The sequence below is a fragment of the Enterobacter sp. ENT02 genome (assembly GCF_019219165.1).
Classification (GTDB): domain Bacteria; phylum Pseudomonadota; class Gammaproteobacteria; order Enterobacterales; family Enterobacteriaceae; genus Enterobacter; species Enterobacter mori.
In genome coordinates this window covers 86069-111992 of the sequence record NZ_JAHUWD010000003.1, presented here as the reverse complement: position 1 = coordinate 111992, position 25924 = coordinate 86069, and the positions used below count along the sequence as shown (strand labels likewise).

30 protein-coding genes and 2 tRNA genes are annotated in these 25924 nt (G+C 53.1%); 12 read left to right on the top strand and 20 right to left on the bottom strand.

The features are described 5' to 3' along the window. Positions 1-25: 25 nt before the first annotated feature. Together rimP and KW829_RS11510 are read right to left on the bottom strand one after the other, a co-directional pair. Positions 26-478: a ribosome maturation factor RimP gene (gene rimP, locus KW829_RS11515; protein WP_032639709.1), complete on the bottom strand. Its 453-nt coding sequence runs from the start codon at positions 476-478 to the stop codon at positions 26-28. A gap of 207 nt (positions 479-685) precedes the next feature. Further along, positions 686-762, bottom strand: a tRNA-Met gene (locus tag KW829_RS11510). A gap of 287 nt (positions 763-1049) precedes the next feature. Here KW829_RS11510 and argG point away from each other — a divergent pair. Beyond that, complete coding sequence (gene argG / locus KW829_RS11505; RefSeq protein ID WP_010435998.1) at positions 1050-2396, top strand: argininosuccinate synthase; 1347 nt, start codon at positions 1050-1052, stop codon at positions 2394-2396. A gap of 153 nt (positions 2397-2549) precedes the next feature. Here the strand turns inward: argG and KW829_RS11500 are convergent. The 6 genes from KW829_RS11500 to rlmE form a co-directional block, all read right to left on the bottom strand. After that, a tRNA-Leu gene (locus KW829_RS11500) sits at positions 2550-2636 on the bottom strand. Between the two features lie 9 nt (positions 2637-2645). Continuing rightward, positions 2646-2978 carry a preprotein translocase subunit SecG gene (gene secG / locus KW829_RS11495; RefSeq protein ID WP_003861803.1) on the bottom strand — a complete coding sequence of 111 codons (333 nt, stop codon included), beginning with the start codon at positions 2976-2978 and terminating at the stop codon, positions 2646-2648. Between the two features lie 223 nt (positions 2979-3201). Next, positions 3202-4539, bottom strand: coding sequence for a phosphoglucosamine mutase (gene glmM / locus KW829_RS11490; protein WP_218308258.1), 1338 nt, complete (start codon positions 4537-4539; stop codon positions 3202-3204). Continuing rightward, positions 4532-5380 carry a dihydropteroate synthase gene (gene folP, locus KW829_RS11485; protein WP_218308257.1) on the bottom strand — a complete coding sequence of 283 codons (849 nt, stop codon included), beginning with the start codon at positions 5378-5380 and terminating at the stop codon, positions 4532-4534. The genes glmM and folP overlap by 8 nt, the downstream gene beginning before the upstream one ends. Positions 5381-5479: 99 nt before the next feature. Beyond that, positions 5480-7414 (bottom strand): ATP-dependent zinc metalloprotease FtsH, encoded by a 1935-nt coding sequence (gene ftsH, locus KW829_RS11480; protein WP_010436002.1) that lies wholly within the window; start codon positions 7412-7414, stop codon positions 5480-5482. Positions 7415-7516: 102 nt separating this feature from the next. After that, positions 7517-8143 carry a 23S rRNA (uridine(2552)-2'-O)-methyltransferase RlmE gene (rlmE, locus tag KW829_RS11475; protein WP_010436004.1) on the bottom strand — a complete coding sequence of 209 codons (627 nt, stop codon included), beginning with the start codon at positions 8141-8143 and terminating at the stop codon, positions 7517-7519. Between the two features lie 127 nt (positions 8144-8270). On the opposite strand from rlmE, the gene yhbY reads away from it, so the two are divergent. After that, positions 8271-8564 (top strand): ribosome assembly RNA-binding protein YhbY, encoded by a 294-nt coding sequence (gene yhbY / locus KW829_RS11470; protein WP_003861814.1) that lies wholly within the window; start codon positions 8271-8273, stop codon positions 8562-8564. 151 nt (positions 8565-8715) lie between these two features. On the opposite strand, the gene greA is transcribed toward yhbY, so the two are convergent. Beyond that, complete coding sequence (greA, locus tag KW829_RS11465) at positions 8716-9192, bottom strand: transcription elongation factor GreA (RefSeq protein WP_010436008.1); 477 nt, start codon at positions 9190-9192, stop codon at positions 8716-8718. Between the two features lie 228 nt (positions 9193-9420). Between greA and dacB the strand changes: the two genes are divergently transcribed. The 3 genes from dacB to pmrB are packed head-to-tail and all read left to right on the top strand — an operon-like array spanning position 9421 to position 12559. Then, complete coding sequence (gene dacB, locus KW829_RS11460) at positions 9421-10854, top strand: serine-type D-Ala-D-Ala carboxypeptidase (protein ID WP_218308256.1); 1434 nt, start codon at positions 9421-9423, stop codon at positions 10852-10854. 2 nt (positions 10855-10856) lie between these two features. Continuing rightward, positions 10857-11519 carry a two-component system response regulator PmrA gene (pmrA, locus tag KW829_RS11455; protein WP_042714459.1) on the top strand — a complete coding sequence of 221 codons (663 nt, stop codon included), beginning with the start codon at positions 10857-10859 and terminating at the stop codon, positions 11517-11519. Next, complete coding sequence (pmrB, locus tag KW829_RS11450) at positions 11516-12559, top strand: two-component system sensor histidine kinase PmrB (protein ID WP_218308255.1); 1044 nt, start codon at positions 11516-11518, stop codon at positions 12557-12559. Before pmrA ends, pmrB begins: the two co-directional genes overlap by 4 nt. A gap of 33 nt (positions 12560-12592) precedes the next feature. Here pmrB and cgtA read toward each other — a convergent pair whose 3' ends face one another. The 4 genes from cgtA to rplU form a co-directional block, all read right to left on the bottom strand. Then, positions 12593-13768, bottom strand: a complete 1176-nt coding sequence (gene cgtA, locus KW829_RS11445) for an Obg family GTPase CgtA (protein WP_010436018.1) — start codon at positions 13766-13768, stop codon at positions 12593-12595. Between the two features lie 15 nt (positions 13769-13783). After that, positions 13784-14749: a DMT family transporter gene (locus KW829_RS11440; RefSeq protein ID WP_010436020.1), complete on the bottom strand. Its 966-nt coding sequence runs from the start codon at positions 14747-14749 to the stop codon at positions 13784-13786. Positions 14750-14844: 95 nt separating this feature from the next. Next, entirely contained in the window at positions 14845-15102 is a 258-nt protein-coding gene (rpmA, locus tag KW829_RS11435) for a 50S ribosomal protein L27 (protein ID WP_004385076.1), read from the bottom strand. 19 nt (positions 15103-15121) lie between these two features. Beyond that, a complete protein-coding gene (gene rplU, locus KW829_RS11430) occupies positions 15122-15433 on the bottom strand; it encodes a 50S ribosomal protein L21 (protein ID WP_010436026.1) in 312 nt (103 codons plus the stop codon). A 257-nt stretch (positions 15434-15690) separates the two neighbouring features. Here rplU and ispB point away from each other — a divergent pair, with 257 nt between their 5' ends. Both ispB and sfsB read left to right on the top strand, forming a co-directional pair. Continuing rightward, positions 15691-16662 carry an octaprenyl diphosphate synthase gene (gene ispB / locus KW829_RS11425; RefSeq protein WP_218308254.1) on the top strand — a complete coding sequence of 324 codons (972 nt, stop codon included), beginning with the start codon at positions 15691-15693 and terminating at the stop codon, positions 16660-16662. Positions 16663-16891: 229 nt separating this feature from the next. Then, entirely contained in the window at positions 16892-17179 is a 288-nt protein-coding gene (gene sfsB, locus KW829_RS11420) for a DNA-binding transcriptional regulator SfsB (protein ID WP_010436030.1), read from the top strand. A 64-nt stretch (positions 17180-17243) separates the two neighbouring features. Here sfsB and murA read toward each other — a convergent pair whose 3' ends face one another. From murA to mlaF, 7 genes are all read right to left on the bottom strand, one after another. Then, complete coding sequence (gene murA / locus KW829_RS11415; protein WP_089597743.1) at positions 17244-18503, bottom strand: UDP-N-acetylglucosamine 1-carboxyvinyltransferase; 1260 nt, start codon at positions 18501-18503, stop codon at positions 17244-17246. 51 nt (positions 18504-18554) lie between these two features. Next, positions 18555-18809, bottom strand: a complete 255-nt coding sequence (gene ibaG, locus KW829_RS11410) for a BolA family iron metabolism protein IbaG (RefSeq protein ID WP_010436035.1) — start codon at positions 18807-18809, stop codon at positions 18555-18557. A 126-nt stretch (positions 18810-18935) separates the two neighbouring features. After that, positions 18936-19229 carry a lipid asymmetry maintenance protein MlaB gene (gene mlaB, locus KW829_RS11405; RefSeq protein WP_010436037.1) on the bottom strand — a complete coding sequence of 98 codons (294 nt, stop codon included), beginning with the start codon at positions 19227-19229 and terminating at the stop codon, positions 18936-18938. After that, positions 19229-19864, bottom strand: a complete 636-nt coding sequence (mlaC, locus tag KW829_RS11400) for a phospholipid-binding protein MlaC (protein ID WP_010436040.1) — start codon at positions 19862-19864, stop codon at positions 19229-19231. Before mlaC ends, mlaB begins: the two co-directional genes overlap by 1 nt. Positions 19865-19882: 18 nt before the next feature. Then, positions 19883-20431, bottom strand: coding sequence for an outer membrane lipid asymmetry maintenance protein MlaD (mlaD, locus tag KW829_RS11395; protein WP_218308253.1), 549 nt, complete (start codon positions 20429-20431; stop codon positions 19883-19885). A 4-nt stretch (positions 20432-20435) separates the two neighbouring features. Next, positions 20436-21218 carry a lipid asymmetry maintenance ABC transporter permease subunit MlaE gene (gene mlaE, locus KW829_RS11390; RefSeq protein ID WP_010436044.1) on the bottom strand — a complete coding sequence of 261 codons (783 nt, stop codon included), beginning with the start codon at positions 21216-21218 and terminating at the stop codon, positions 20436-20438. A 7-nt stretch (positions 21219-21225) separates the two neighbouring features. Then, the gene (gene mlaF / locus KW829_RS11385) at positions 21226-22038 is read right to left on the bottom strand and encodes a phospholipid ABC transporter ATP-binding protein MlaF (RefSeq protein WP_010436047.1); all 813 of its coding nucleotides are present in this window, start codon (positions 22036-22038) and stop codon (positions 21226-21228) included. Positions 22039-22266: 228 nt separating this feature from the next. On the opposite strand from mlaF, the gene KW829_RS11380 reads away from it, so the two are divergent. Genes KW829_RS11380 through lptA form a run of 5 tightly spaced genes read left to right on the top strand, consistent with a single transcriptional unit; the run spans position 22267 to position 25920 of the window. Then, the gene (locus tag KW829_RS11380) at positions 22267-23244 is read left to right on the top strand and encodes a calcium/sodium antiporter (RefSeq protein WP_218308252.1); all 978 of its coding nucleotides are present in this window, start codon (positions 22267-22269) and stop codon (positions 23242-23244) included. 13 nt (positions 23245-23257) lie between these two features. Beyond that, positions 23258-24244 carry an arabinose-5-phosphate isomerase KdsD gene (kdsD, locus tag KW829_RS11375; protein WP_218308251.1) on the top strand — a complete coding sequence of 329 codons (987 nt, stop codon included), beginning with the start codon at positions 23258-23260 and terminating at the stop codon, positions 24242-24244. 14 nt (positions 24245-24258) lie between these two features. Further along, positions 24259-24825, top strand: coding sequence for a 3-deoxy-manno-octulosonate-8-phosphatase KdsC (gene kdsC, locus KW829_RS11370; RefSeq protein WP_010436057.1), 567 nt, complete (start codon positions 24259-24261; stop codon positions 24823-24825). Continuing rightward, positions 24822-25397, top strand: a complete 576-nt coding sequence (lptC, locus tag KW829_RS11365) for an LPS export ABC transporter periplasmic protein LptC (protein ID WP_148401074.1) — start codon at positions 24822-24824, stop codon at positions 25395-25397. Before kdsC ends, lptC begins: the two co-directional genes overlap by 4 nt. Then, entirely contained in the window at positions 25366-25920 is a 555-nt protein-coding gene (gene lptA, locus KW829_RS11360; RefSeq protein WP_010436059.1) for a lipopolysaccharide ABC transporter substrate-binding protein LptA, read from the top strand. Before lptC ends, lptA begins: the two co-directional genes overlap by 32 nt. The last annotated feature ends 4 nt before the right edge of the window (positions 25921-25924 follow it).

Below are 25924 nucleotides of genomic sequence, written 5' to 3'. Positions count from 1 at the left end.
GGGCTTTTCACCTCAATCCAGACTGTTAAAAGTGGGGAACCAGGTTCGCCTTCTGGATATTACTCAGCGCGAACACTTCATCTTTGCCGTCGACTGTCACCGTGATCATTTCACCATCAACGGCTTTGATAATTCCCTGCCATTTACGGCGGTTCTGTACGGCCATACGCAGAACGAGAGCCACTTCTTCACCGGTAAAGCGCACATAGTGCTCGGCCGTGAACATCGGGCGATCGAGGCCAGGTGAGGAAACTTCCAGGTTGTACGCAACGGTAATCGGGTCTTCAACATCAAGAACCGCACTCACCTGGTGGCTAACATCAGCACAATCATCAACATTGATGCCATCTTCACTATCAATATAGATGCGCAGCGTCGATGTACGGCCGCGAACGAATTCGATGCCGACCAGTTCGTAGCCCAGTGCTTCGACCGGTGCAGTAATCATCTCTGTTAATTTTTGCTCTAATGTGGACAAGCCCACCCCCAAGACATAAAAAAAGGGCGTAAAGCCCAGTTATTCTGTAGTCAGATAACAAAAAACCCCGATAAATCGGGGCTTTAGATAACTGAACCCTATAGCCACAACTGTGGCCTGGAGCACTCTCCGAAAGAATTTTTTCAAATCCAGCTACGAAGGCTCTAAGTCTTCACAGTATATTTGAAAAAGAACTTTATGGGAAAGTGGTTGCGGGGGCCGGATTTGAACCGACGACCTTCGGGTTATGAGCCCGACGAGCTACCAGGCTGCTCCACCCCGCGCCTGAAACGTGGCAAATTCTACGCGTTTTAGGTAGAAAATGCAAATAATGCTGGGATTTGGTACCGAAGACGGGACGTAAAATCGGCGTTCAGTATATTGATAGTTGACCCCGCCTGTCAAGGCGACTTCCGCCAGATCGATTAGACCAAATTTTTTACAAAAAACGCATGAGTCTCTTCCGGTCTTCGGCAAAAGATGATTAAATGAATACTCACTTATTTTGCATAAAAATGCACAAGAGAGCGAAAGCGGTCTCTAATCAGTCAATCAAGCAGGGTTTTATTATATGACGACGATTCTCAAGCATCTTCCGGTAGGACAACGTATTGGCATCGCTTTCTCAGGCGGCCTGGATACCAGCGCTGCACTGCTGTGGATGCGCCAGAAGGGAGCGGTTCCGTATGCATATACTGCGAACCTGGGACAGCCAGATGAGGAAGATTATGACGCGATCCCTCGTCGTGCCATGGAGTATGGCGCAGAGAACGCACGACTGATTGACTGCCGCAAACAGCTGGTAGCCGAAGGTATCGCTGCGATTCAGTGCGGTGCTTTTCATAACACCACTGGCGGCCTGACCTATTTCAATACCACTCCGCTGGGCCGCGCCGTGACGGGCACCATGCTGGTTGCCGCCATGAAAGAAGATGGCGTGAATATCTGGGGTGACGGCAGTACCTATAAAGGCAACGATATCGAACGTTTCTATCGTTATGGCCTGCTGACCAACGCCGAGCTGCAGATTTACAAACCGTGGCTGGATACCGACTTCATCGACGAACTGGGTGGTCGTCATGAGATGTCTGAATTCATGATTGCCTGCGGTTTTGACTATAAGATGTCCGTCGAAAAAGCGTACTCCACCGATTCCAATATGCTGGGTGCAACGCACGAAGCGAAAGACCTGGAATTCCTGAACTCCAGCGTGAAGATCGTTAACCCGATCATGGGCGTGAAGTTCTGGGACGAGAACGTCAAAATTCAGGCTGAAGAAGTCACCGTACGCTTCGAGCGCGGCCATCCGGTTGCTCTGAACGGTAAAACTTTCTCAGACGACGTTGAGCTGATGCTGGAAGCTAACCGCATTGGCGGTCGTCACGGTCTGGGCATGAGCGATCAGATTGAAAACCGTATCATCGAAGCGAAAAGCCGTGGCATCTATGAAGCCCCGGGAATGGCGCTGCTGCACATCGCTTACGAGCGCCTGCTGACCGGTATTCATAACGAAGACACTATCGAACAGTATCACTCTCATGGTCGTCAGTTGGGTAAACTGCTGTACCAGGGCCGCTGGTTCGATCCGCAGGCGCTGATGCTGCGTGATGCACTGCAGCGTTGGGTGGCAAGCGCGATCACCGGTGAAGTAACGCTGGAACTGCGTCGCGGCAATGACTACTCCATCCTGAATACCGTGTCTGACAACCTGACCTATAAAGCAGAACGTCTGACCATGGAGAAAGGTGATTCGGTCTTCTCTCCGGATGACCGTATCGGTCAACTGACCATGCGTAACCTGGACATCACCGATACCCGTGAGAAGCTGTTCAACTATATTGAGAATGGCTTGCTTTCCGCGAACTCAGGTAACGGACTGCCGCAGGTTGAGAACCTGGAACACAGCGATAAGAAGTAATCGACTGCAAGACATGCAAAAGGCGCCCAACAGGCGCCTTTTTTATTTGGTATTTTTAGGGCGGGTAAGCGCAGCGCCACCCGTCATTTTGGCCGCCACCACAATATACAGACGAAAAAAAAGACGTCTTGCGACGTCTTTCTTCTGGAATATTGGTACCGAGGATGGGACTCGAACCCACAAGCCCGTTAGGGCACTACCACCTCAAGGTAGCGTGTCTACCAATTCCACCACCTCGGTACTGAATACTTACTGCGGGATATCGCTGGTCGGCTTAGCCGGTGCAGCTGGCTGAGTTTGCTCAGTTTTCGCTGGCGCGCTCAGATTTTCCCACTCGCTTCCTTTACTGGTCTTGTTGCTGTTGATATTACCCAGCACCAGACTGATGATGAAGAACAGCGTAGCCAGAATCGCCGTTGTACGGGTCATGAAGTTCGCAGAACCACTTGAACCAAACAGCGTACCGGAAGCGCCTGCTCCGAAGGAGGCTCCCATATCAGCGCCTTTACCTTGCTGCAGCATGATCAGCGCTACAAGAGCGATGGCTACAATAAGGAAAATAACTAAAAGAGCTTCGTACATAATCAACCTGTTCCTTGCGGATTTGCCGCATACCAATGCTTCGACCAATTAGCAGGATTTTTGTTTCCCACTGAAGCGGGTGTGAATACTAACCAAAGCGAATGACCTTCGCAAGGGCATTTTCGACGCATTGTATCAACTGCGGAAAAAAACAGCAAAAAGCCATTAAATGCTTAAAACAAAGGCGGCAAGCGCCGCCTTTTTAAACACTTACTGTGAAAAGTTATGCAGCTTTCACCGCATCCGCAATGCGATGCGCGAATTCAGTCACCTGCGCTTCGTCTTCGCCTTCAACCATCACGCGAATCAGTGGCTCGGTACCCGATTTACGCAGCAGTACACGGCCACGATTGCCCAAGGCCGCTTCAACGTCAGCCATCACCGCTTTCACGTTGTCATTTTCAAGCGGATCGCCTTTACCTGCTGTGAAACGCACGTTAACGAGGATTTGCGGGAACATCTTCATACCGCTGCAGAGATCGTGCAGGCTCATATGGTTGCGCGCCATGGCAGCAACAACCTGCAGACCCGCCACGATGCCGTCACCGGTGGTGGTTTTATCGAGCAGGATCACGTGACCGGAGTTTTCCGCACCGATTCGCCAGCCCTTCTCCTGCAATTTTTCCAGCACATAGCGGTCGCCCACTTTCGCGCGGACAAACGGAATACCGAGCTGTTTCAGCGCCAGCTCCAGGCCCATGTTGCTCATCAGCGTACCTACCGCGCCGCCACGCAGCTGCCCCTGACGCAGACCTTCACGTGCAATGATGTAGAGGATCTGATCGCCGTCGACCTTGTTACCTTCGTGGTCGACCATGATCACACGGTCACCGTCGCCATCGAGAGCAATACCCAGATCGGCTTTTTCCGCCAGCACGCGCGCCTGCAGGGCACGCACGTCCGTCGCTCCCACCTCTTCGTTGATGTTAAGACCATCCGGCTCACAGCCGATGGTGATGACTTTCGCACCCAGCTCGCGGAAAACATTCGGAGCAATGTGGTAGGTCGCGCCGTTTGCACAGTCCACCACAATTTTAAGATTGGCCAGACTCAGCTCATTCGGGAAGGTGCCTTTGCAGAATTCGATATAGCGACCCGCGGCATCGACGATACGGTTCGCTTTACCCAGCTCAGCGGAGTCGACACAGGTGATCTCTTTTTCCATTTCCGCTTCAATGGCCTCTTCAACATCATCCGGCAGCTTGGTGCCGTCAATGGAGAAGAACTTGATGCCGTTGTCGTAGAACGGGTTATGAGAAGCCGAGATAACAATCCCCGCTTCCGCACGGAAGGTGCGCGTCAGGTAAGCCACAGCAGGCGTTGGCATTGGGCCTGTAAAGGAGGCAGAAAGCCCCGCCGCTGCCAGACCGGCTTCCAGCGCAGATTCCAGCATATAGCCTGAGATACGGGTGTCTTTACCGATGATGATCTTACGGGAACCATGACGTGCCAGCACCTTGCCAGCAGCCCAGCCCAGCTTCAGGACAAAATCAGGGGTGATTGGAGCATCGCCTACGCGCCCACGGATACCATCGGTACCAAAATATTTACGATTACTCATAGCGTTTGTTTTCCTTCGCTGCCAGTGTGGCTTCCACCACACGCATGGCTTCTACTGTTTCTTTTACGTCATGGACACGAATAATGTGCGCGCCTTGCATCGCCGCGATCACCGCGCAGGCCAGGCTACCACTCAGGCGTTCACTCGGCCCCACATTCAGCAACTGCCCAATCATCGACTTTCTCGACATCCCCACCAACAACGGCAGGCCGAAGTGATGAAATTCTGATAAGCGCGCAAGCAGCGCATAATTGTGAGAGAGATTTTTACCGAAACCGAACCCCGGGTCGAGCAGCAATTTCTCTTTTGCGATGCCCGCACGCTCGCAGCGCGCAATATGCTCAATAAAGAAGCGATTCACATCGGCAAAGACATCGTCGTACTTCGGCGCTTCCTGCATGGTTTTCGGCTGCCCCTGCATGTGCATCAGGCAGACCGGTAGGCCAGTTTCCGCCGCCGCCTCAATCGCGCCAGGCTCAGTCAGTGAGCGAATGTCATTGATAATGTGAGCGCCTACTCTCGCCACTTCACGAATCACCTCAGGTTTCGACGTGTCAACGGAGATCCACACCTCAAATCGCTGAGCAATAGCCTCAATCACGGGCACCACGCGCGCCAGCTCTTCTTCCACAGAAACGTCCGCCGCGCCCGGGCGCGTCGATTCTCCACCGACATCAATGATGGTGGCACCTGCATTGATCATTAAATTTGCGTGCTTAACCGCCTCGATAAGCGTGTTATGCGTGCCGCCGTCAGAGAAGGAGTCAGGGGTAACATTCAGGATCCCCATCACATGCGGATGCGAGAGATCGAGATGCGAGTCCTGGGCGAAGAGTTTCATGGCTAAAATCCCTGGTATTAATAAGGTTTAACGGATAAGAAAAACCCCGGAGCAAGCTCCAGGGTTTGAGGTACAGACAAACATTTCAACAGAAGAGACTTACTTGTCGCCCAACTGTTCTGACATGGTATTACCCGGGTTTGGCGTACGCGGTTCATCAACCGGGCGCGGCGCACGCGGGGTGCCATTGTTGTCAGAATTGTTGGAAGCACCAGGATCTTCCCAGCCAGCTGGCGGACGCACTTCACGGCGTGCCATCAGGTCGTCAATCTGCGGTGCATCGATGGTCTCATATTTCATGAGCGCATCTTTCATCGAATGCAGGATGTCCATATTGTCGTTCAGGATCTGGCGAGCACGTGCATAGTTACGCTCTACCAAAGATTTTACTTCCTGGTCGATGATACGTGCCGTCTCATCGGACATATGTTTCGCTTTAGCCACAGAACGGCCCAGGAACACTTCACCCTCTTCCTCTGCATACAGCAGCGGACCGAGTTTGTCGGAGAAGCCCCACTGCGTCACCATGTTACGTGCCAGGTTTGTCGCGACTTTGATGTCGTTGGACGCACCGGTAGAAACATGTTCCACACCATAGATAATCTCTTCTGCCAGACGACCGCCGTACAGGGTCGAGATCTGGCTTTCCAGCTTCTGACGGCTGGCGCTGATCGCGTCGCCTTCAGGCAGGAAGAAGGTCACACCCAGCGCGCGACCACGTGGGATAATCGTCACTTTATGCACCGGATCGTGTTCCGGTACCAGGCGACCGATAATCGCGTGACCTGCTTCGTGGTATGCCGTGGACTCTTTCTGCGCTTCCGTCATCACCATGGAGCGACGTTCCGCACCCATCATGATTTTGTCTTTCGCTTTCTCGAACTCCACCATGGACACCACGCGCTTGTTACCGCGAGCGGCAAACAGGGCAGCTTCGTTGACCAGGTTAGCCAGATCCGCACCGGAGAAGCCCGGGGTACCGCGCGCAATAATTGCTGCGTCGATATCTGGCGCCAGCGGTACACGACGCATGTGGACTTTCAGAATCTGTTCACGACCGCGAACATCCGGCAGACCCACCACGACCTGACGGTCGAAACGGCCTGGACGCAGCAGCGCTGGGTCAAGTACGTCCGGACGGTTAGTCGCCGCGATAACGATAATACCTTCGTTACCTTCGAAGCCGTCCATTTCAACCAGCATCTGGTTCAGCGTCTGCTCACGTTCATCATGACCACCACCCAGACCTGCGCCACGCTGGCGGCCTACGGCGTCGATTTCATCGATGAAGATGATGCACGGTGCTGCCTTCTTGGCCTGTTCGAACATGTCACGCACACGAGATGCACCCACACCCACGAACATTTCTACGAAGTCAGAACCTGAAATAGTAAAGAACGGCACCTTCGCTTCACCCGCGATAGCTTTCGCCAGCAGGGTTTTACCGGTACCCGGAGGACCCACCATCAGAACGCCTTTCGGGATCTTACCGCCCAGTTTCTGGAAACGGCTCGGCTCACGCAGGTATTCAACCAGTTCGCCCACTTCTTCTTTTGCTTCGTCACAACCTGCAACGTCAGCAAACGTGGTCTTGATCTGATCTTCCGTCAGCATACGCGCTTTGCTCTTACCGAACGACATGGCACCTTTGCCACCGCCGCCCTGCATCTGACGCATAAAGAAGATCCAGACGCCGATAAGAAGCAGCATCGGGAACCAGGAAATGAAGATAGAAGCCAGCAGGCTTGGTTCTTCTGGCGGCTCGCCGACCACTTTGACGTTTTTAGTCAGAAGGTTATCGAGCAGCTTAGGATCGTTCACCGGGATGTAGGTCGTGTAACGGTTACTATCTTTCTTGGTAACGTTTATCTCACGTCCGTTGATACGCGCTTCGCGAACCTGGTCCTGATTGACCTCCTGCAGGAAGGTAGAATAATCCACCTTGCGGCCATTCGACTCGCTGGGCCCAAAGCTCTGGAATACTGACATCAGCACGACGGCAATGACCAGCCAGAGAATTAGGTTTTTCGCCATGTCACTCAAGGGATTAACCTCACATTACAACTGTGTTAAAAACAGCGTCAGGATACTCTATATCCAGTTTCATTCAAACTTTCGCCTGAAATCTACCGGTTATCATTTTCGCCCGGTCGCTACAATATACACTTCACGGGAACGCGCCCGGGAAGAGTCCGGCTTACGAACTTTAACCTTCGCAAACAGGGAGCGAATTTCCTTAAGGTACTCCTCGAAACCTTCGCCCTGAAACACCTTCACAACAAAACTACCACCAGGCGCTAGTACATCACGACACATTTCTAACGCTAGCTCCACCAGATACATGCCGCGGGGGATATCCACCGCCGGTGTTCCGCACATATTTGGTGCCATATCAGACATGACAACCTGGACCTTACTGTCACCCACACGTTCAAGTAACGCTTTTAGCACTAATTCATCACGAAAATCGCCCTGAAGGAAGTCGACACCGACGATGGGATCCATTGGTAAAAGATCGCATGCGATGATTCGACCCGCTCCGCCGATCTGAGTTACCGCATACTGGGACCATCCGCCAGGGGCAGCACCGAGGTCAACAACCGTCATCCCCGGTTTAAAAAGTTTGTCACTTTGCTGTATTTCATCAAGTTTAAACCAGGCGCGGGAACGTAACCCCTTTTTCTGCGCCTGCAGAACATATTTATCGCTAAAGTGTTCCTGAAGCCAGCGGCTGGAACTGGCAGAACGCTTTTTACCTGTCATTTAACTTTTCCGTCCGGGTTCATCGTTGCTTACCTTTGACGTAAATTTCTACGCTGCTATTTGGCGATATTAGGGAGATGGCGGTAGAATGAACCGTTTTCAATCCCAACGTAAGCAAAAATATACGATGAATCTGAGTACTAAACAAAAACAGCACCTTAAAGGTCTGGCACATCCGCTCAAGCCTGTAGTTATGCTTGGCAACAATGGTTTGACCGAAGGGGTGCTTGCCGAGATTGAACAAGCGCTGGAACACCACGAGCTGATCAAGGTGAAAATCGCCTCTGAAGACAGAGACACTAAAAACCTGATCGTGGAAGCCATCGTGCGCGAAACCGGCGCCTGTAATGTACAGGTCATCGGTAAAACGCTGGTGCTCTACCGCCCATCTAAAGAGCGCAAAATCTCGCTGCCACGTTAAGGATATCCCTAATCGAACACATTTTCTGTGTAAAACGAGGGATTTCTGTCAGCAGGTGAGCAAAATGCCACGCTCCTTGAGTTGTTAAAAGGCCGCTATGCGGCCTTTTTCTTTTCTTTACAATGTATCAACATCTCAGTGGAGAAGCGAATTACAGGTACTCGACCTTAATAATTTCGTATTCCACTTCACCACCTGGGGTACGGATCACGACTACATCATCTTGCTCTTTGCCAATCAGGCCACGCGCGATGGGTGAGTTCACTGAAATGAGGTTCTGCTTAAAGTCAGCCTCATCGTCACCCACGATGCGGTAGGTCTGCTCTTCGTCATTGTCCAGGTTCAGGACGCTCACGGTAGAACCAAAGATCACGCGGCCATTGTTTGGCATCTTAGTGATATCGATCACCTGCGCATTAGACAGCTTTGCTTCGATGTCTTTAATACGCCCTTCACAGAAGCCCTGCTGCTCACGCGCCGCATGGTATTCAGCGTTCTCTTTCAGGTCGCCATGCTCGCGCGCATCCGCAATAGCGGCGATGATTTCAGGGCGACGCACGGATTTCAGGAAATCCAGCTCTTCGCGCAGTTTTTCGGCACCACGTAAGGTCATCGGAATAGCTTGCATTTGTTATACCTCTTAAACATTCCTGTTGGGAGCAGTGTTCCCTGCTCCTGCCCCCCTAAGCGGGCAAGAAGCAAAAAGAAAACCGACCCGGGAGCAACGCCCCAGGTCAGCAGCAATTTTTCAATTTGATACGCATTTTACCGCGAAGTTCACTATGGGTCATCGTTTACTTTGCAGTGCTATGCACCGTAGTATGACGGTTTGTTTTCGGGTTGTTAGCGCGAGATTATGCGATTTTCCAGTTTTATCATCGGATTGACTACCAGTATGGCGTTCGCCGCTCAGGCCGCGAACGTTGATGAGTACATTAATCAGCTGCCCGCAGGCGCTAACCTTGCGCTAATGGTGCAGAAGGTTGGCGCCCAGGCCCCTGACATTGACTTTCACAGTCAACAGATGGCGCTGCCTGCCAGTACCCAGAAGGTGATCACTGCGCTCGCCGCCCTGCTTCAGCTTGGCCCTGACTTCCGGTTTACTACCACGCTTGAGACCAAAGGTAACGTAGAAGGTGGCGAACTGAAAGGCGATCTGATTGCCCGCTTTGGGGGTGATCCAACCTTCAAGCGCCAGGATATCCGCAATATGGTGGCGGTGCTGAAAAAATCCGGCGTGACAAAAATCGATGGCAACGTGCTGATCGATACCTCCATTTTCGCCAGCCACGATAAAGCGCCCGGCTGGCCGTGGAATGACATGACGCAGTGCTTTAGCGCCCCGCCTGCTGCGGCCATCGTTGACCGTAACTGCTTCTCCGTGTCGCTCTACAGCGCCCCCAAGCCGGATGATTTAGCCTTTATCCGCGTGGCGTCCTACTACCCGGTCACGATGTTCAGCCAGGTACGCACATTAGCAAAAGGATCGCCGGATGCGCAGTATTGCGAACTGGACGTCGTGCCGGGCGATCTTAACCGTTTCACTCTCACCGGCTGCCTGACACAGCGTGCCGATCCGCTGCCGCTGGCCTTCGCCATTCAGGACGGAGCGGGTTATGCGGGTGCGATATTGAAAGACGAACTGAAACAGGCTGGCATCACCTATTCTGGCTCACTGATGCGTCAGACACAGGTTAATCAACCGGGTATCGTCATCGCCAGCAAACAGTCTGCGCCGCTACATGACCTGCTTAGGATTATGCTGAAAAAGTCAGATAACATGATTGCTGACACCGTGTTCCGCATGATTGGTCACGCCCGTTTCGGCGTACCCGGTACCTGGCGTGCGGGGTCAGACGCCGTTCGTCAGATCCTGCGCCAGCAGGCGGGGATCGATCTTGGTAATACCATCGCCGTCGATGGCTCCGGGTTATCGCGTCACAATCTGATCTCCCCAGCCACCATGATGCAAGTGCTTCAGTACATTGCCCAACATGACACTGAGCTAAACTTTATTTCGATGCTGCCACTTGCCGGGCATGACGGTTCGCTTCAGTATCGGGCAGGGCTTCATGCTGCGGGTGTTGATGGCAAAGTGTCAGCGAAAACAGGTTCACTGCAGGGGGTTTATAACCTTGCAGGCTTTATCACCACAGCCAGCGGACAACGCATGGCATTCGTGCAGTATCTTTCCGGCTATGCCGTCGAACCGACCGATCAGCGTAATCGCCGTATTCCGCTGGTGCGCTTCGAAAGCAGGCTATACAAGGACATCTACCAGAATAACTAGCGATGAAACTACTCATAGTTGAAGACGATTTGTTATTGCAGGAAGGGTTGGCGCTCGCGCTGGCGAATGAAGGATACGCGCTCGATTGCGCCGCTACGGCGGCAGAAGCCGATGCGCTGATCCAGAGCGGTGAATATAGCCTGGTGATCCTCGATTTAGGTTTACCGGATAAAGACGGCGCGACGCTGCTCAGCCAGTGGCGCCGCCGTGGCGTTGAAAATCCAGTGCTGATCCTCACGGCGCGCGATGCCATTGAAGACCGCATTCACGGTCTGGACTCCGGTGCGGATGATTATCTGGTTAAACCTTTTGCCCTCGCAGAACTTCAGGCGCGCGTGCGGGCACTGATCCGCCGCTATCAGGGACACAGCGATAACATGCTGACTGACGGTGATATTACGCTGAATCTCCAGACGCAGCAGGTGTTGCGTAAGTCTCAGCCTGTCGAAGTGACCCCAAAAGAATTTGCCCTCCTGACGCGTCTCATCATGCGGAGCGGTCAAACAGTACATCGCGAAACGCTGCAGCAGGATATCTACTCCTGGCAGGACGATCCGGGTTCAAATACCCTTGAAGTTCATATTCACAATCTGCGCCGCAAGCTCGGCAAAGAACGGATCAAAACAGTCCGTGGCGTTGGATACCGCCTGGAGAGCCAGAAATGAACAGTATGCGTCGGCGATTAATGGTTTTGCTGGCGATTATCTTGCTGTTTTTTCAGTTAATAAGCGTCATCTGGTTATGGCATGAAAGCCGTGAACAGATTGGCTTTCTGGTGAATGAAACACTCTCGGCGAAAGCACGTAACAAGCACGTTGAGAAAGAGATCCGTGAAGCGATTGCGTCGCTGCTGGTCCCTTCTCTGGTGATGGTCGGTTTTACCCTGCTCTTCTCCTTCTGGGCGGTGACCTGGATAACCCGCCCGCTTAACAAATTACGTGCCAGCCTGGCCAACCGGTCAGCCGACAATCTAACGCCGCTGCCCATGTATTCCGATATGGAAGAAATTGGCGCAGTGACGACATCGCTAAACCAACTGCTGGCGCGTCTTGATCACACCTTACAGCAGGAGCGTCTTTTCACCGCTGATGCCGCACACGAGCTACGCACACCGCTAGCCGGGATTCGGTTGCATCTGGAATTAATGGCCCAGTCTGGCTCATCACAAGCCACCACGTTGATTAGTCGTATCGATCAGTTGATGCACACCGTTGAGCAACTGCTCATGCTGGCGCGAGCCGGACAGGCGATGGCAAGCGGTCACTACGATACCGTCCACTGGACAGAGAATATTATTGCGCCGCTGGGTCTTGAGCACGAAGCCAAAGACCATACGGTGATATGGCCCGCTAAAAGCACTCTTACCGTGCAGGGAGACGCCGTACTCCTGCGCCTGATGCTCAGAAATTTGCTGGAGAATGCCGCCCGCTATAGCCCAACGGGGACGACCATCGAAGTCAAATTAGTGGAAATTGATGGCGGAACGCAGGTCAGCGTGGTGGATCAGGGCCCCGGAATCGATGAGGCACATCGACAGTCCATTACCGAGCCTTTCCGTCGGCTCGACCAGCGCTACGGTGGCAGCGGCCTGGGGCTGAGTATTGTTCAGCGTATCGTCCAACTCCACCATGGTAATTTAATGCTGGAGAACGGCGCTGAGGGCGGCTTAATCGCCAGTTGCTGGTTGCCGTCGACGTTAGGATAAAAAAAAGCCCCTTAGCGGGGCTTCTTTCAGGTATTAATGCTTGTAGATGAACTCAACGCCTTCTTCGTCGTCTTCATCCCAGTCATCGTCCCAGTCTTCATCATCTTCTTCCGCTTCCAGCTCTTCGAGCTGCTGACGGTGGTAGTCATCCCACATGAATTCGACTTTTTCAGGCTGTTTCGCCTCTTCCGCCTGAACGATTGGGTTCTCGATGATAAAGGTCATCACATCCCAGCAGAGATCTTTCACGCCAACCTGGCTTGCCGCAGAGATCAGGTAATATTTATCTTCCCAACCCATCGCTTCAGCAATGGCTTTCGCTTTTGCTTCAGCTTCGGCTTTATCCATCAGGTCGATCTTGTTGAAGACCAGCCAGCGTGGCTTACCTGCGAGTTTTTCGCTGTATTTTTCCAGCTCGCCAATGATGATACGGGCGTTTTCGACCGGATCGGACTCATCGATTGGGTTAATATCAACGATGTGCAGCAATACGCGGCAGCGCTCAAGGTGTTTCAGGAAGCGAATACCCAGTCCTGCGCCTTCTGCTGCGCCCTCGATCAAACCAGGGATATCAGCGACAACAAAGCTCTTTTCGTGGTCCATACGGACAACGCCCAGGCTTGGCACCAGCGTCGTAAACGGATAATCCGCCACTTTTGGCTTAGCGGCTGATACAGCACGGATAAACGTCGATTTACCGGCGTTAGGCATACCCAGCATACCGACGTCAGCCAGCAGCATCAGTTCCAGCTGCAGCTCGCGCGTATCGCCCGGTGTCCCCATGGTTTTCTGACGCGGAGCACGGTTAACCGATGATTTAAAACGGCTGTTACCCAGACCGTGCCAGCCACCTTTAGCAACCAGCAGGCGCTGACCGTGTTTGGTCATATCACCCATGGTTTCACCAGTGCCCTGGTCAATCACTCGCGTACCAACCGGAACCTTGATGTTGACGTCTTTACCACGTTTACCCGTACAGTCACGGCTCTGGCCGTTCTGGCCGCGCTCGGCACGGAAAGATTTTTCGAAACGGTAGTCGATCAGCGTGTTGAGGTTTTCATCCGCCTCCAGCCACACGTCACCACCATCGCCACCGTCACCGCCGTCAGGGCCGCCACGAGGAATATATTTTTCACGGCGGAAGCTTACACAACCGTTACCGCCATCACCTGCCACGACCAGAATCGTCGCTTCATCAACAAACTTCATTTTACTCTCCGTAACTCATTCGCCTGAGCGGGGGACTACTACGACCGCTTCATTTTTGCGCCAACGCCCCCAGAGACGATGACCAATGGCGGAATACATCGCACCCGCAACCACGACAAACGCACCGAGATAACCCAACAAGTTGAGCATCGGCTTGACGAAGACATCGGGCCAGGCCATTGATAACAAATCTGAAAATAACAGCGTAAACAGCGGAGTCAGCGTGATTAACGCACTTACCTGCGCTGCCTGCCAGCGCGCCATTGCTTCAGCCAGCGCGCCATAACCGACCAGCGTATTAAGCCCACAAAAGATGAGGCACGCCAGTTGCCAGTCGCTAAGCTGAGTAATCACACCCGGCTTTGCTAACGGCAGCAATGCTATTGTACACAAAGTGTACAACAAAAGGAGGATCTGCTGTGAGGCCAGACGACGCAATAACACCTTTTGCGCGACGCCATAACTCACCCAGACCGTTGCTGCCCCGACACCGAAAATCACACCCCAGGTGTAATCCGTCAGGCGGGTGAAAATCTCAACCAGGCTGGTGTTGAAAAACATCACCAGACCACAGAGCAGCATACTCGCCCCGATAATCTGCGTTCCGCGCATCTTCTCCTTGAGGATAAAGACGCTGGCAACCATCATGCCGACCGGTGAAAGCTGGCCGATCACCTGCGACGCCGTGGGGCTGAGATATTGCAGGGAGGAGCTAAACAGGATGAAGTTACCGAACAGACCGCCCGTCGCAATAGCCAGTAAAACCAGCCAGCGCGGCTTTCGGAAGAGACGCAGCGGTGGAAGCTTACCTTTGATCGCCAGAATGGCACCGAGGCCTATGCTTGCCATCAGGAAGCGATAAAACACTACCGTCGGCGGCTCCATCACGTCCAGTACCTGCTTCATTGCAATTGGCAGTGCACCCCAGCACATTGCGGTGGTGAGCGCCAAAAGAATACCTATGCCGGCCTGCTGCTTCATGCCCGTTTTCCCTACAGAAAATTTTCCGGGTTTCCAATGTAAAAAGCCCCGCAACACGTTGCGGGGCTTTAATCCGTTACCGGACCGAGAAAACCTTACTCAGCAACGATGCTGATGTATTTACGGTTGTTCGGGCCTTTAACTTCAAATTTCACTTTACCGTCTGCTTTAGCAAACAGAGTGTGGTCACGACCGCAACCTACGTTGTTGCCAGCGTGGAATTTGGTACCACGTTGACGAACGATGATGCTACCCGCCAGAACGGATTCGCCACCGAAACGCTTAACGCCAAGGCGTTTAGCTTCTGAATCGCGACCGTTACGTGTGGAGCCGCCAGCCTTTTTATGTGCCATTTAAATCTCTCCTCAGGTCTTAGGCGCTGATGCCAGTAATTTTCACATCAGTGAACCACTGACGGTGGCCCTGCTGCTTACGGTAGTGCTTACGACGACGAAACTTAACGATTTTAACTTTCTCGCCACGACCGTGTGCAACAACTTCAGCTTTGATCACGCCGCCATCAACGAAAGGAACGCCGATTTTGACTTCTTCACCGTTTGCGATCATCAGAACTTCAGCGAATTCAACAGATTCGCCAGTTGCGATGTCCAGCTTTTCCAGGCGAATGGTCTGACCTTCGCTTACTCGGTGTTGTTTACCACCACTTTGGAAAACCGCGTACATATAAACTCCGCTTCCGCGCACATCCTCGTATGAATCAGAGTGCGCTATAAATATTCACAATAGGGCGCGAATATTACGCAAAACGCGAGCCTTTGACAAGTGCTACCATCAATACATGAAGAAAAAAAACACAACACGTACGGTAACGTTTATCTGAGCCGTTTTTTCAGTACAATCAGCGATACTATTGATAAACCGAAACCCTTTGTGAACCCACACTCCGTGGGATAAACAGGATAAAAAGCCCGGCTTTTGCGATGAATTTAGAAAAAATCAACGAGTTAACCGCGCAAGATATGGCGGGTGTAAATGCAGCAATCCTGGAGCAACTCAACTCTGATGTTCAGCTGATCAATCAGTTGGGCTATTACATCGTTAGCGGCGGCGGTAAACGCATTCGCCCGATGATTGCCATTCTGGCCGCTCGCGCTGTTGGCTATCAGGGAAATGCCCACGTCACGATTGCGGCCCTGATCGAATTTATCCACACAGCCACGCTGCTGCATGATGACGTGGTGGATGAATCAGACATGCGCCGTGGCAAAGCAACCGCGAACGCAGCATTTGGCAACGCAGCCAGCGTTCTGGTGGGGGATTTCATCTATACCCGTGCTTTCCAGATGATGACCAGCCTCGGCTCGCTGAAAGTGCTGGAAGTGATGTCTGAAGCGGTAAACGTTATCGCTGAAGGTGAAGTCCTGCAGTTGATGAACGTTAACGACCCGGATATCACCGAAGAAAACTACATGCGCGTGATTTACAGCAAGACGGCGCGCCTGTTTGAAGCGGCGGCGCAATGCTCTGGCATCCTTGCTGGCTGCACTGAAGCCCAGGAAAAAGGGCTTCAGGATTATGGTCGCTATCTGGGGACTGCCTTCCAGCTGATCGACGATTTGCTGGACTACAGTGCCGATGGCGAAACGCTCGGCAAAAACGTTGGAGATGACCTGAACGAAGGCAAACCAACGCTGCCGCTGCTCCATGCAATGCGTCACGGAACCCCCGAGCAGGCGAAACTGATCCGTGAAGCGATCGAGCACGGAAATGGTCGCCATCTTCTGGAACCTGTACTGGAAACAATGGCATTCTGCGGATCGCTGGAATGGACGCGTCAGCGTGCTGAAGAAGAGGCAGATAAAGCCATCGAAGCACTTCAGGTGATTCCGGACAGCCCGTGGCGTGATGCGCTGATTGGCCTTGCCCATATCGCCGTTCAACGCGATCGTTAATCCTTCCCCCTTCTCCCCGTGGCCACACGGGGAGATTCCAATAAGCGCCAACAAATTCCATAATCACGTTAAATCATCGACTTACGTTCAGCATGAATAAAGCCATGTCATATTCTGAATATCGCTTCCAGTAACGCGAACTTTTTAGAACACATGTTCGAAGAAGGTATAGTAGCCCTGTCATTTCAGAAGAAATGGCGTGGGTGAAAACGAACACAAGGACAGCTTTATGGATATGAAACTGATCGACTGGCACTCAGCGGATATTATTGCGGCGCTGCGCAAAAAAGGGACATCACTGGCGGCGGAATCGCGCCGTAACGGGTTGAGTTCATCGACGCTGGCAAACGCACTGACTCGCCCGTGGCCGAAGGGAGAATTGATTATTGCGACGGCGCTGGAAACGCACCCATGGATCATCTGGCCGTCACGCTATCACGACCCCATAACTCACGAATTTATCGACAGAACGCGCACGATGCGCCAGAAGAAGTTGCAGAAGGAGCAGTCGAAGTAACACTGCACATTTGACAGCATCAGCAATCCCCCGGCCTTTACAGGCCAGGGGGGGGCAAGAACGATTACTCGCCTTTCACACGCTCGATATTTGCACCCAGCGCGCGCAGTTTGTCTTCGATACGCTCATAGCCACGATCGATGTGGTAGATACGGTCAACAACGGTCGTCCCTTCCGCGATACACCCCGCCAGCACCAGGCTTGCAGACGCGCGAAGATCGGTTGCCATCACCTGCGCACCAGACAGTTTTTCCACGCCGTGGCAAATGACCGTGTTGCTTTCGATCTCAGCGTGTGCGCCCATACGGATGAGTTCCGGTACGTGCATGAAGCGGTTCTCGAAGATGGTTTCAGTGATGAAGCCAGTGCCTTCAGCAACCAGGTTTAACAGCGTAAACTGAGCCTGCATGTCCGTCGGGAACGCAGGATGCGGTGCAGTACGCACATTGACGGCTTTTGGACGCTGGCCGTGCATATCAAGGCTGATCCAGTCTTCGCCGATTTCGATATCCGCACCCGCATCGCGCAGTTTAGCCAGCACCGCATCCAGGGTATCAGGCTGTGCGTTGCGACAAACAATCTTTCCGCCAGAGATTGCCGCAGCGACCAGGAAGGTACCGGTTTCGATACGGTCCGGCAGAACGCGATAGACACCGCCGCCCAGGCGTTCAACGCCTTCGATGGTGATGCGGTCAGTACCCTGGCCGGAAATCTTCGCACCCAGCGCCACGAGGAAGTTTGCGGTATCCACAATTTCCGGTTCACGTGCGGCGTTTTCGATGATGGTCGTGCCTTCTGCCAGCGTCGCCGCAGACATAATGGTGACGGTAGCACCCACGCTCACTTTGTCCATGACAATGTGCGCACCTTTCAGACGACCGTTAACGGACGCCTTAACGTAACCTTCTTCCAGTTTGATCTCCGCGCCCAGTTTCTCCAGGCCAAAGATGTGCAGGTCAACCGGACGCGCACCAATGGCGCAGCCGCCCGGCAGTGATACCTGACCCTGACCAAAACGCGCCACCAGGGGGCCAAGCGCCCAGATGGATGCGCGCATGGTTTTCACCAGATCGTATGGCGCAGAGAAGTTGTTCACGTTGCTGGCGTCGATCCAGACGGAGCCGTTACGCTCGACTTTCGTGCCCAACTGGGTGAGCAACTTCATGGTGGTGTCGATATCTTTCAGCTTAGGTACGTTCTGAATTTCTACCGGCTCTTCCGCGAGCAATGCAGCAAAGAGGATGGGCAGCGCAGCGTTTTTTGCGCCAGAAATTGTGACTTCGCCCTGGAGACGCGTTGGCCCCTGTACACGAAATTTGTCCATGTAATTGCTCTCTTATAAATTCAACCGTGCTGCGGGCGTCTCGCCCTCAGCTCAAAAACCGTTTAGTTTGCGATCGCGTGCCCACTCTTGCGGGGTGAACGCTTTAATCGACAGGGCGTGGATGCGGTTATCCGCAATGTATTCCATCAGCGGCGCATAGACAGCCTGCTGTTTCTTCACACGACTCATCCCGTCAAAGATCTCACCCACAGCAATAACCTGGAAGTGACTGCCATCGCCTGAGACGTGGACTTCCTGAAGGGTGAGTGCATTCATCAGCACTGCCTGGATTTCATTATTTTCCATGGGGTCTATATCATCTGATAGTGAAAACAAGCCCAACATCTTAGAGCAAAGTGGCGTCGTCTTAAACAAGCAAAAAGCCCCGACGATGAAACTGTCAGGGCTTTCAGAAGTAACGCACTGAAAATATTAGTGCGGTAAAACGTCCTGAGGCAGGTTATAAAGCTGCGCCAGGGTCATGACGTTATCGCTCGCGCCGTGAAGCCTGACGCTTGCTCCCTGCGTTTTACCCACTGCGATCAGATGGGTGAGCAGCGCAACACCCGCCGTATCGACCCGCGAGACATCGCTTAAATCAATCAGCGTCACGCCCTGCATGGCTTCGTGGCGTTTATCCCACAGCGGGTTCAGCAGATCCTGATCGAGCTCACCAGACAGCTTTAACGTCTCGCCTTCACGCGACCAGCTCAGTTGCTGCGACATTACTTTTTCTCGTCCAGGGTAATTTTCTGACGAGAGATAGACTGCAGCTGTGCGGTCAGGCCATCAATGCCTTTCGTGCGCAGCAGGTCGCTCCACTCATTCTGTTTGGTGGTGATCATGCTCACCCCTTCGGCAATCATGTCATACGCCTGCCAGTTTCCAGTCTGGCTGTTTTTACGCCACTGGAAGTCCAGACGAACCGGCGGACGGCCGTTAGGATCGTTAATCGTCACGCGGATAGGCACGATGGTGGCATCGCCCAGCGGCTGTTCAGGCGCAATCTGGTAGGTCTGGCCGTGGTACATGGCCAGCGCCTGGCCGTAAGCCTGTTTCAGGTATTCACGGAACGCAGCAAAGTAAGCCTCACGCTGTGCAGGGGTCGCATCTTTGTAGTAACGGCCCAGCACCAGCGCGCCTGCATATTTGATCTGCACATACGGCAACAGTTCCTGATCGACCACATCACGCAGGTAATCAGGATTAGCACGAATCTTCGGCTGTTCGTTTTTAAGACGATCGAAGGTTTTCTTCGCGGCCGCGTCCATCTGTTTGTACGGGTTGCTCTGATCTGCAGCCTGTGCCGCAGTGAGAGGGGCAATGACCAGCATGGCAACCATTAGCAGTCGTTTAAACATGAATGACTTCTCCTGAAATTAATTCGCAGCACCAGGGGTTGGCGCAACATTGGTAGGGTCTTCACTCTGCGCAGGGGCAGCGTCAGACTTTTTATCATCCCCTTTACTGTTGTAAAGGAACTGACCAATCATATCTTCCAGCACCATCGCAGACTTCGTATCCTGGATCACGCTCCCCTCTTTAAGGATAGTCGTTCCCAGCTCAGGATCTTCAAAGCCAACGTTAAGTGCCAGATATTGTTCGCCAAGCAGACCGGAGGTACGGATGGAGAGCGAGCTGGTATCAGGAATGTGGTTATAACGCTCTTCAATATCCATCGCTACGCGCGGCAGATAGGTTTTCTCATCCAGCGTAATGTCTGATACGCGTCCAATCACCACGCCGCCAATACGGACCGGTGAGCGCGCCTTCAGGCCACCGATGTTATCGAAGGTGGCATAAACGCGATACGTCGGCTCGGTGCGGACAGAGGTGATATCCGCCGCTCTCAGGCAGATAAACAGGGCTGCCAGCAGCGCCAGTAACAGGAATACGCCAACCCAAATTTCATTTTTTCTCGTTTGCATGAACTCAATTCCCAAACATCAGTGCGGTGAGCACAAAATCCAGACCCAGTACGGCCAGCGACGAATGAACGACGGTACGTGTCGTTGCACGGCTGATGCCTGCCGAGGTTGGAATAGCATCATACCCGTTGAATAACGCAATCCAGGTGACCGTAATGGCAAAGACCACGCTCTTGATTAGACAGTTCACAAGATCCATCCGCAGGTCGATGGCGTCCTGCATCGCGGACCAGAAGAAACCGGCATCAATCCCTTTCCAGTGCACGCCGACTAACGACCCACCCCAGATACCGACCGCCACAAAGAGGATAGTCAGCAGCGGTAACGAAATCACACCCGCCCAAAAACGTGGTGAGATGACGCGACGCAGCGGATCGACCGCCATCATTTCCATACTGGAAAGTTGCTCGGTGGCGCGCATCAATCCGATTTCTGCCGTTAAGGCAGAGCCCGCGCGTCCGGCGAACAGCAGCGCAGCAACAACCGGCCCCAGCTCACGCAGTAGCGAGAGCGCCACCAGCATTCCGAGGCTGGTTTCCGCACTGTAGGTTGTCAGCACCAGGTAGCCTTGCAGCCCAAGCACCATACCAATAAACAGACCGGACACGATGATGATCAGCATCGACAACACGCCGACATTATAAAGTTGCCGCACCAGTAAAGGCGCGTGCTTGCGGAATTCCGGTTTGCCGACCAGCGCGTTGAATAACATCAATCCGGCACGCCCGAACGTCCTGATGGTTTTTATGCCACGGTGTCCGAGCGCAGCCAACGCATTTAACAGCATGAGTGGCTTAACTCCCTATTCCCAGTAAATCGTCACGATAGTCGCCAGCCGGGTAGCGGAATGGCACAGGGCCATCGGCAATACCGTCGAGGAACTGCCGCACCCGTGGATCGCAATTTTCCTGCAGCGCCTGGGCGCTACCGTGTGCGACGATCTTTTTGTCCGCCACGATGTAGGCGTAATCGGCAATGCTCAACACTTCCGGCACATCGTGAGATACCACAATGCAGGTGACGCCCAGCGCGCTGTTTAATTCAGAAATTAACTTCACCAGCACACCCATGGTGATAGGGTCTTGTCCCACAAACGGTTCGTCAAACATGATTAAATCGGGTTCAAGCGCAATGGCACGCGCCAGCGCGGCACGGCGCGCCATACCGCCAGAGAGTTCAGACGGCATCAGTTTCGCCGCGCCCCGCAGACCAACGGCTTCAAGCTTCATCATGACGGTGCTTTTCAGCAGTTCGGGCGGCAGATGGGTATGTTCACGCAGCGGGTACGCCACGTTGTCAAAGACGTTCATATCCGTGAACAAAGCCCCCGACTGAAAGAGCATGCTCATGCGTTTGCGGACGGTATACAGACGCGAGCGCGACATCTCCGGGACGTTCTCGCCGTCGAAGAGGATTTCGCCGCCGTCCGGGGGAATTTGCCCCCCAATAAGACGCAGCAACGTCGTTTTACCGATCCCTGACGGGCCCATAATGGCGGTGATTTTGCCATGCGGCACAGTCAGCGAAATATCATCAAATATCAATCGGTTGCCGCGAGAGAAACTGACACCACGGACATCGACTAAATTCGCCATCGTTTGGCTCATTTATGGTTCCTTTCTTACCCTGCCTCAGGCTAAGCATGAGGCTTAAATCAGCCCTAAACGCCACATTTTTACAGAATATTGCCTGTAGAGGTTAGCGAAAGCTGGCATTTGTTTTACTTTTCCGGCGCATAAAGTCAAAATTAGGAATTCGTTACGACTCAGGCTGTATGCAGCGCCAACAATTCCTGCGCGGTGGACCGGCAAGTATACCTGAAGAAAGGACTTTTGATGCTTTTAGCAACAGCACTGTTAATAATTGGTTTACTTTTGGTGGTCTACAGTGCTGACCGTTTAGTGTTTGCCGCATCAATTTTGTGCCGACTGATTGGCGTCCCCCCTCTCGTCATCGGAATGACGGTTGTTAGCGTCGGCACCTCACTCCCTGAAATCATCGTCTCTGTCACGGCATCGCTGCATGACCAGACAGACCTTGCTATTGGCACCGCGATTGGCTCCAACATCGTCAATATCCTACTGATTTTAGGTTTAGCCGCATTGCTGCACCCATTTCGCGTGCATTCCGATGTTCTGCGCCGTGAATTGCCGCTAATGTTAATCGTAAGTTTGCTGGCGGGCTATGTGCTGTATGACGGGGTGCTGAGCTACGATGATGGCATTTTCTTGCTCGCCCTCGCCGGGATATGGCTGCTGTATAGTGTTAAAATCGCCCGTCAGGCAGAAAAACAGGGGCACGACAGCCTGACCCGAGAACAGGTTGCCGAACTCCCGCGTGAAGGTACGCTGCCTGTGGCGTTATTGTGGCTGGGCGTCGCGCTAATCATTATGCCGATGGCAACGCGCATGGTCGTCGATAACGCGACGGTGCTGGCAAACTATTTCGCCATGAGCGAACTGACAATCGGCCTGACGGTGATTGCTATCGGTACCAGTCTGCCTGAGCTGGCCACCGCCATCGCGGGCGCGCGCAAAGGTGAAGATGATATCGCCATTGGTAATATCATCGGCTCGAATATTTTCAATATCGCGATCGTGACGGGCCTGCCAGCCCTGATCTCACCGGGGCCGTTTAACCCGATGGCGTTCACGCGCGATTACGGAGTGATGTTGCTTGTCAGCGTCATTTTTGCCCTGCTCTGCTGGCGGCGGCAACGACAAATAGGCAAAGGCGCAGGTGCACTGCTGACAGGTGGATTTATCGTATGGATGGCGATGCTGTACTGGCTTTCGCCGCTTCTCTCTAGGTAAACGGAAACGCATTATGTCGCAAATAGAATTGCAGCCGGGTTTTGACTTTCAGAAAGCAGGGAAAGAGGTTCTGGAGATTGAACGTGAAGGACTGGCGCAGTTAGATCAGTACATTAATCAGGATTTTAGTCTGGCATGTGAGAAAATACTCTACTGTGCCGGTAAAGTCGTGGTAATGGGAATGGGCAAGTCCGGCCACATTGGACGCAAAATGGCAGCGACCTTTGCCAGCACGGGAACGTCATCGTTCTTCGTGCACCCAGGGGAAGCCGCGCACGGCGACCTCGGGATGGTCACCCCACAGGACGTGGTTATCGCACTGTCGAATTCCGGTGAATCCAATGAGATCCTGGCCCTGATCCCGGTACTGAAGAGACTACAGGTCCCCCTTATCTGTATGACCAGCCGCCCGGAAAGCAGCATGGCGCGTGCAGCGGATATTCATCTGTGCGTAAAAGTGCCCAAAGAAGCCTGCCCGCTTGGTCTTGCGCCAACGTCCAGCACGACAGCAGCACTGGTGATGGGCGATGCCCTTGCCGTTGCGCTGCTTGAAGCCCGTGGTTTTACCCCTGAAGATTTTGCGCTTTCTCACCCAGGCGGTGCGCTTGGCCGTAAGCTGCTGCTCAGGGTCAACGATATTATGCACACGGGCGATGAGATCCCTCACGTCAGCAAAGAGGCTTCCCTGCGCGACGCGTTACTGGAAATTACCCGTAAAAATCTGGGTATGACGGTGGTGTGCGACGATCTGATGAAAATTCAGGGAATATTCACCGACGGCGACTTACGCCGGGTGTTCGATATGGGCGTGGACGTTCGCACATTGGGTATCGCAGACGTCATGACGCCAGGCGGAATTCGCGTGCGTCCGGGGATCCTTGCAGTAGATGTCCTGAACCTGATGCAGTCCCGTCATGTTACCGCAGTGATGGTTGCCGATGGCGACCAGTTGCTGGGTGTGGTACATATGCATGATCTTCTGCGCGCAGGCGTAGTGTAATGAAGGATGAGACAATGAGTAATGCGGGTGCATCCCTTGCAACCTGTTATGGTCCGGTAAGCGCGCACATGATGGCAAAGGCGGAAAACATCCGTCTGTTGATCCTTGATGTGGATGGCGTGCTCTCCGATGGCCTGATTTATATGGGCAATAGCGGCGAAGAGCTGAAAGCATTTAACGTTCGCGACGGGTACGGCATTCGTTGCGCGCTCACGTCCGGCATTGAAGTTGCTATTATCACCGGACGGAAAGCTAAACTTTTAGAAGACCGCTGCGAAACGCTGGGCATTACCCATTTGTATCAGGGGCAGTCCGACAAAATGGTCGCCTTTAACGATTTGCTGGCGAAGCTGGCAATCGCACCTGAGAACGTGGCCTATGTTGGCGATGATTTGATCGACTGGCCGGTGATGGCGGAAGTGGGTCTGAGCGTAGCGGTTGCTGACGCGCATCCGCTGCTTCTCCCACGCGCGGATTACGTCACCCGGATCAACGGTGGACGTGGGGCGGTCCGTGAAGTCTGCGATCTGCTTCTGCTCGCGCAGGGCAAGCTTGATGAGGCCAAAGGGCAATCGATATGAGTAAAACCAGACGTTGGGTTATCATTCTGCTTTCGCTTGTCGCATTGGTACTGATTGGCGTGAACCTTGCCGACCGTGACGATGCACAAACAGAAGTGGTTAATACGAGCGATCCAACCTATAAAAGCGATCACAGTGATACTGTGGTGTACAGCCCTGAAGGTGCGCTGAACTATCGCCTGATTGCCCAGCATGTGGAATATTTTTCCGATGACGGTATCTCGTGGTTTACCCAACCGGTGATGACCACTTTTGATACTGACAAAACCCCGACATGGTCAATTAAGTCAGACCGGGCAAAACTGACAAATGACCGTATGCTTTATCTGTACGGCCACGTTGAAGTCAACGCCCTGACCGCTGACTCACAGCTGCGCAAAATTACGACGGATAACGCCCAGATCAACCTGGTGACCCAGGACGTGACTTCGCAGGATTTGGTCACACTGTATGGCACAACATTTAATTCCAGCGGTTTAAGAATGCGCGGGAACTTACGCAGCAAAAACGCCGAGCTGATTGAAAAGGTTAGAACCTCCTATGAAATTCAAAACAAACAAACTCAGCCTTAAAGCCATTATCGCCAGCGCACTGCTGGCGGCCAGTCTTCCCGCGATTGCTGTGACTGGCGATACCGAACAGCCGATTCATATCGAATCCGACACTCAGTCCCTTGATATGCAAGGTAACGTCGTCACCTTCACCGGTAACGTCGTGATGACCCAGGGCACCATCAAAATTAACGCCGATAAAGTGGTCGTTACCCGTCCGGGCGGCGAGCAGGGCAAAGAGATTATTGATGGTTATGGTAATCCGGCCACGTTCTACCAGATGCAGGACAACGGCAAACCGGTGAAAGGCCGCGCGTCGCATATGCACTATGAGCTGGCGAAGGATCTGGTCATCCTGACCGGTAACGCCTATCTGGAACAGTTGGACAGCAATATTACCGGCGACAAGATCACCTATCTGGTCAAAGAACAGAAAATGCAGGCCTCCAGCGAGAAAGGCAAACGCGTCACCACCGTGCTGGTTCCATCGCAGCTGCAGGATAAAGGCAAAGGCCAGGCTCCGGCACAAAAGAAGAGTAACTAATTCG

What these genes read in the sequence shown, in the direction of transcription:
- greA (WP_010436008.1), bottom strand. Translation starts at nt 9,192, where the DNA reads ATGCAAGCTATTCCGATGACCTTACGTGGTGCCGAAAAACTGCGCGAA.
- glmM (WP_218308258.1), bottom strand. Translation starts at nt 4,539, where the DNA reads ATGAGTAATCGTAAATATTTTGGTACCGATGGTATCCGTGGGCGCGTA.
- pmrA (WP_042714459.1), top strand. Translation starts at nt 10,857, where the DNA reads ATGAAACTACTCATAGTTGAAGACGATTTGTTATTGCAGGAAGGGTTG.
- rlmE (WP_010436004.1), bottom strand. Translation starts at nt 8,143, where the DNA reads ATGACAGGTAAAAAGCGTTCTGCCAGTTCCAGCCGCTGGCTTCAGGAA.
- mlaC (WP_010436040.1), bottom strand. Translation starts at nt 19,864, where the DNA reads ATGTTTAAACGACTGCTAATGGTTGCCATGCTGGTCATTGCCCCTCTC.
- yhbY (WP_003861814.1), top strand. Translation starts at nt 8,271, where the DNA reads ATGAATCTGAGTACTAAACAAAAACAGCACCTTAAAGGTCTGGCACAT.
- argG (WP_010435998.1), top strand. Translation starts at nt 1,050, where the DNA reads ATGACGACGATTCTCAAGCATCTTCCGGTAGGACAACGTATTGGCATC.
- dacB (WP_218308256.1), top strand. Translation starts at nt 9,421, where the DNA reads ATGCGATTTTCCAGTTTTATCATCGGATTGACTACCAGTATGGCGTTC.
- mlaF (WP_010436047.1), bottom strand. Translation starts at nt 22,038, where the DNA reads ATGAGCCAAACGATGGCGAATTTAGTCGATGTCCGTGGTGTCAGTTTC.
- folP (WP_218308257.1), bottom strand. Translation starts at nt 5,380, where the DNA reads ATGAAACTCTTCGCCCAGGACTCGCATCTCGATCTCTCGCATCCGCAT.
- kdsD (WP_218308251.1), top strand. Translation starts at nt 23,258, where the DNA reads ATGTCGCAAATAGAATTGCAGCCGGGTTTTGACTTTCAGAAAGCAGGG.
- KW829_RS11440 (WP_010436020.1), bottom strand. Translation starts at nt 14,749, where the DNA reads ATGAAGCAGCAGGCCGGCATAGGTATTCTTTTGGCGCTCACCACCGCA.
- mlaB (WP_010436037.1), bottom strand. Translation starts at nt 19,229, where the DNA reads ATGTCGCAGCAACTGAGCTGGTCGCGTGAAGGCGAGACGTTAAAGCTG.
- pmrB (WP_218308255.1), top strand. Translation starts at nt 11,516, where the DNA reads ATGAACAGTATGCGTCGGCGATTAATGGTTTTGCTGGCGATTATCTTG.
- sfsB (WP_010436030.1), top strand. Translation starts at nt 16,892, where the DNA reads ATGGATATGAAACTGATCGACTGGCACTCAGCGGATATTATTGCGGCG.
- kdsC (WP_010436057.1), top strand. Translation starts at nt 24,259, where the DNA reads ATGAGTAATGCGGGTGCATCCCTTGCAACCTGTTATGGTCCGGTAAGC.
- ibaG (WP_010436035.1), bottom strand. Translation starts at nt 18,809, where the DNA reads ATGGAAAATAATGAAATCCAGGCAGTGCTGATGAATGCACTCACCCTT.
- rpmA (WP_004385076.1), bottom strand. Translation starts at nt 15,102, where the DNA reads ATGGCACATAAAAAGGCTGGCGGCTCCACACGTAACGGTCGCGATTCA.
- lptC (WP_148401074.1), top strand. Translation starts at nt 24,822, where the DNA reads ATGAGTAAAACCAGACGTTGGGTTATCATTCTGCTTTCGCTTGTCGCA.
- ftsH (WP_010436002.1), bottom strand. Translation starts at nt 7,414, where the DNA reads ATGGCGAAAAACCTAATTCTCTGGCTGGTCATTGCCGTCGTGCTGATG.
- cgtA (WP_010436018.1), bottom strand. Translation starts at nt 13,768, where the DNA reads ATGAAGTTTGTTGATGAAGCGACGATTCTGGTCGTGGCAGGTGATGGC.
- mlaE (WP_010436044.1), bottom strand. Translation starts at nt 21,218, where the DNA reads ATGCTGTTAAATGCGTTGGCTGCGCTCGGACACCGTGGCATAAAAACC.
- murA (WP_089597743.1), bottom strand. Translation starts at nt 18,503, where the DNA reads ATGGACAAATTTCGTGTACAGGGGCCAACGCGTCTCCAGGGCGAAGTC.
- secG (WP_003861803.1), bottom strand. Translation starts at nt 2,978, where the DNA reads ATGTACGAAGCTCTTTTAGTTATTTTCCTTATTGTAGCCATCGCTCTT.
- rplU (WP_010436026.1), bottom strand. Translation starts at nt 15,433, where the DNA reads ATGTACGCGGTTTTCCAAAGTGGTGGTAAACAACACCGAGTAAGCGAA.
- mlaD (WP_218308253.1), bottom strand. Translation starts at nt 20,431, where the DNA reads ATGCAAACGAGAAAAAATGAAATTTGGGTTGGCGTATTCCTGTTACTG.
- lptA (WP_010436059.1), top strand. Translation starts at nt 25,366, where the DNA reads ATGAAATTCAAAACAAACAAACTCAGCCTTAAAGCCATTATCGCCAGC.
- KW829_RS11380 (WP_218308252.1), top strand. Translation starts at nt 22,267, where the DNA reads ATGCTTTTAGCAACAGCACTGTTAATAATTGGTTTACTTTTGGTGGTC.
- ispB (WP_218308254.1), top strand. Translation starts at nt 15,691, where the DNA reads ATGAATTTAGAAAAAATCAACGAGTTAACCGCGCAAGATATGGCGGGT.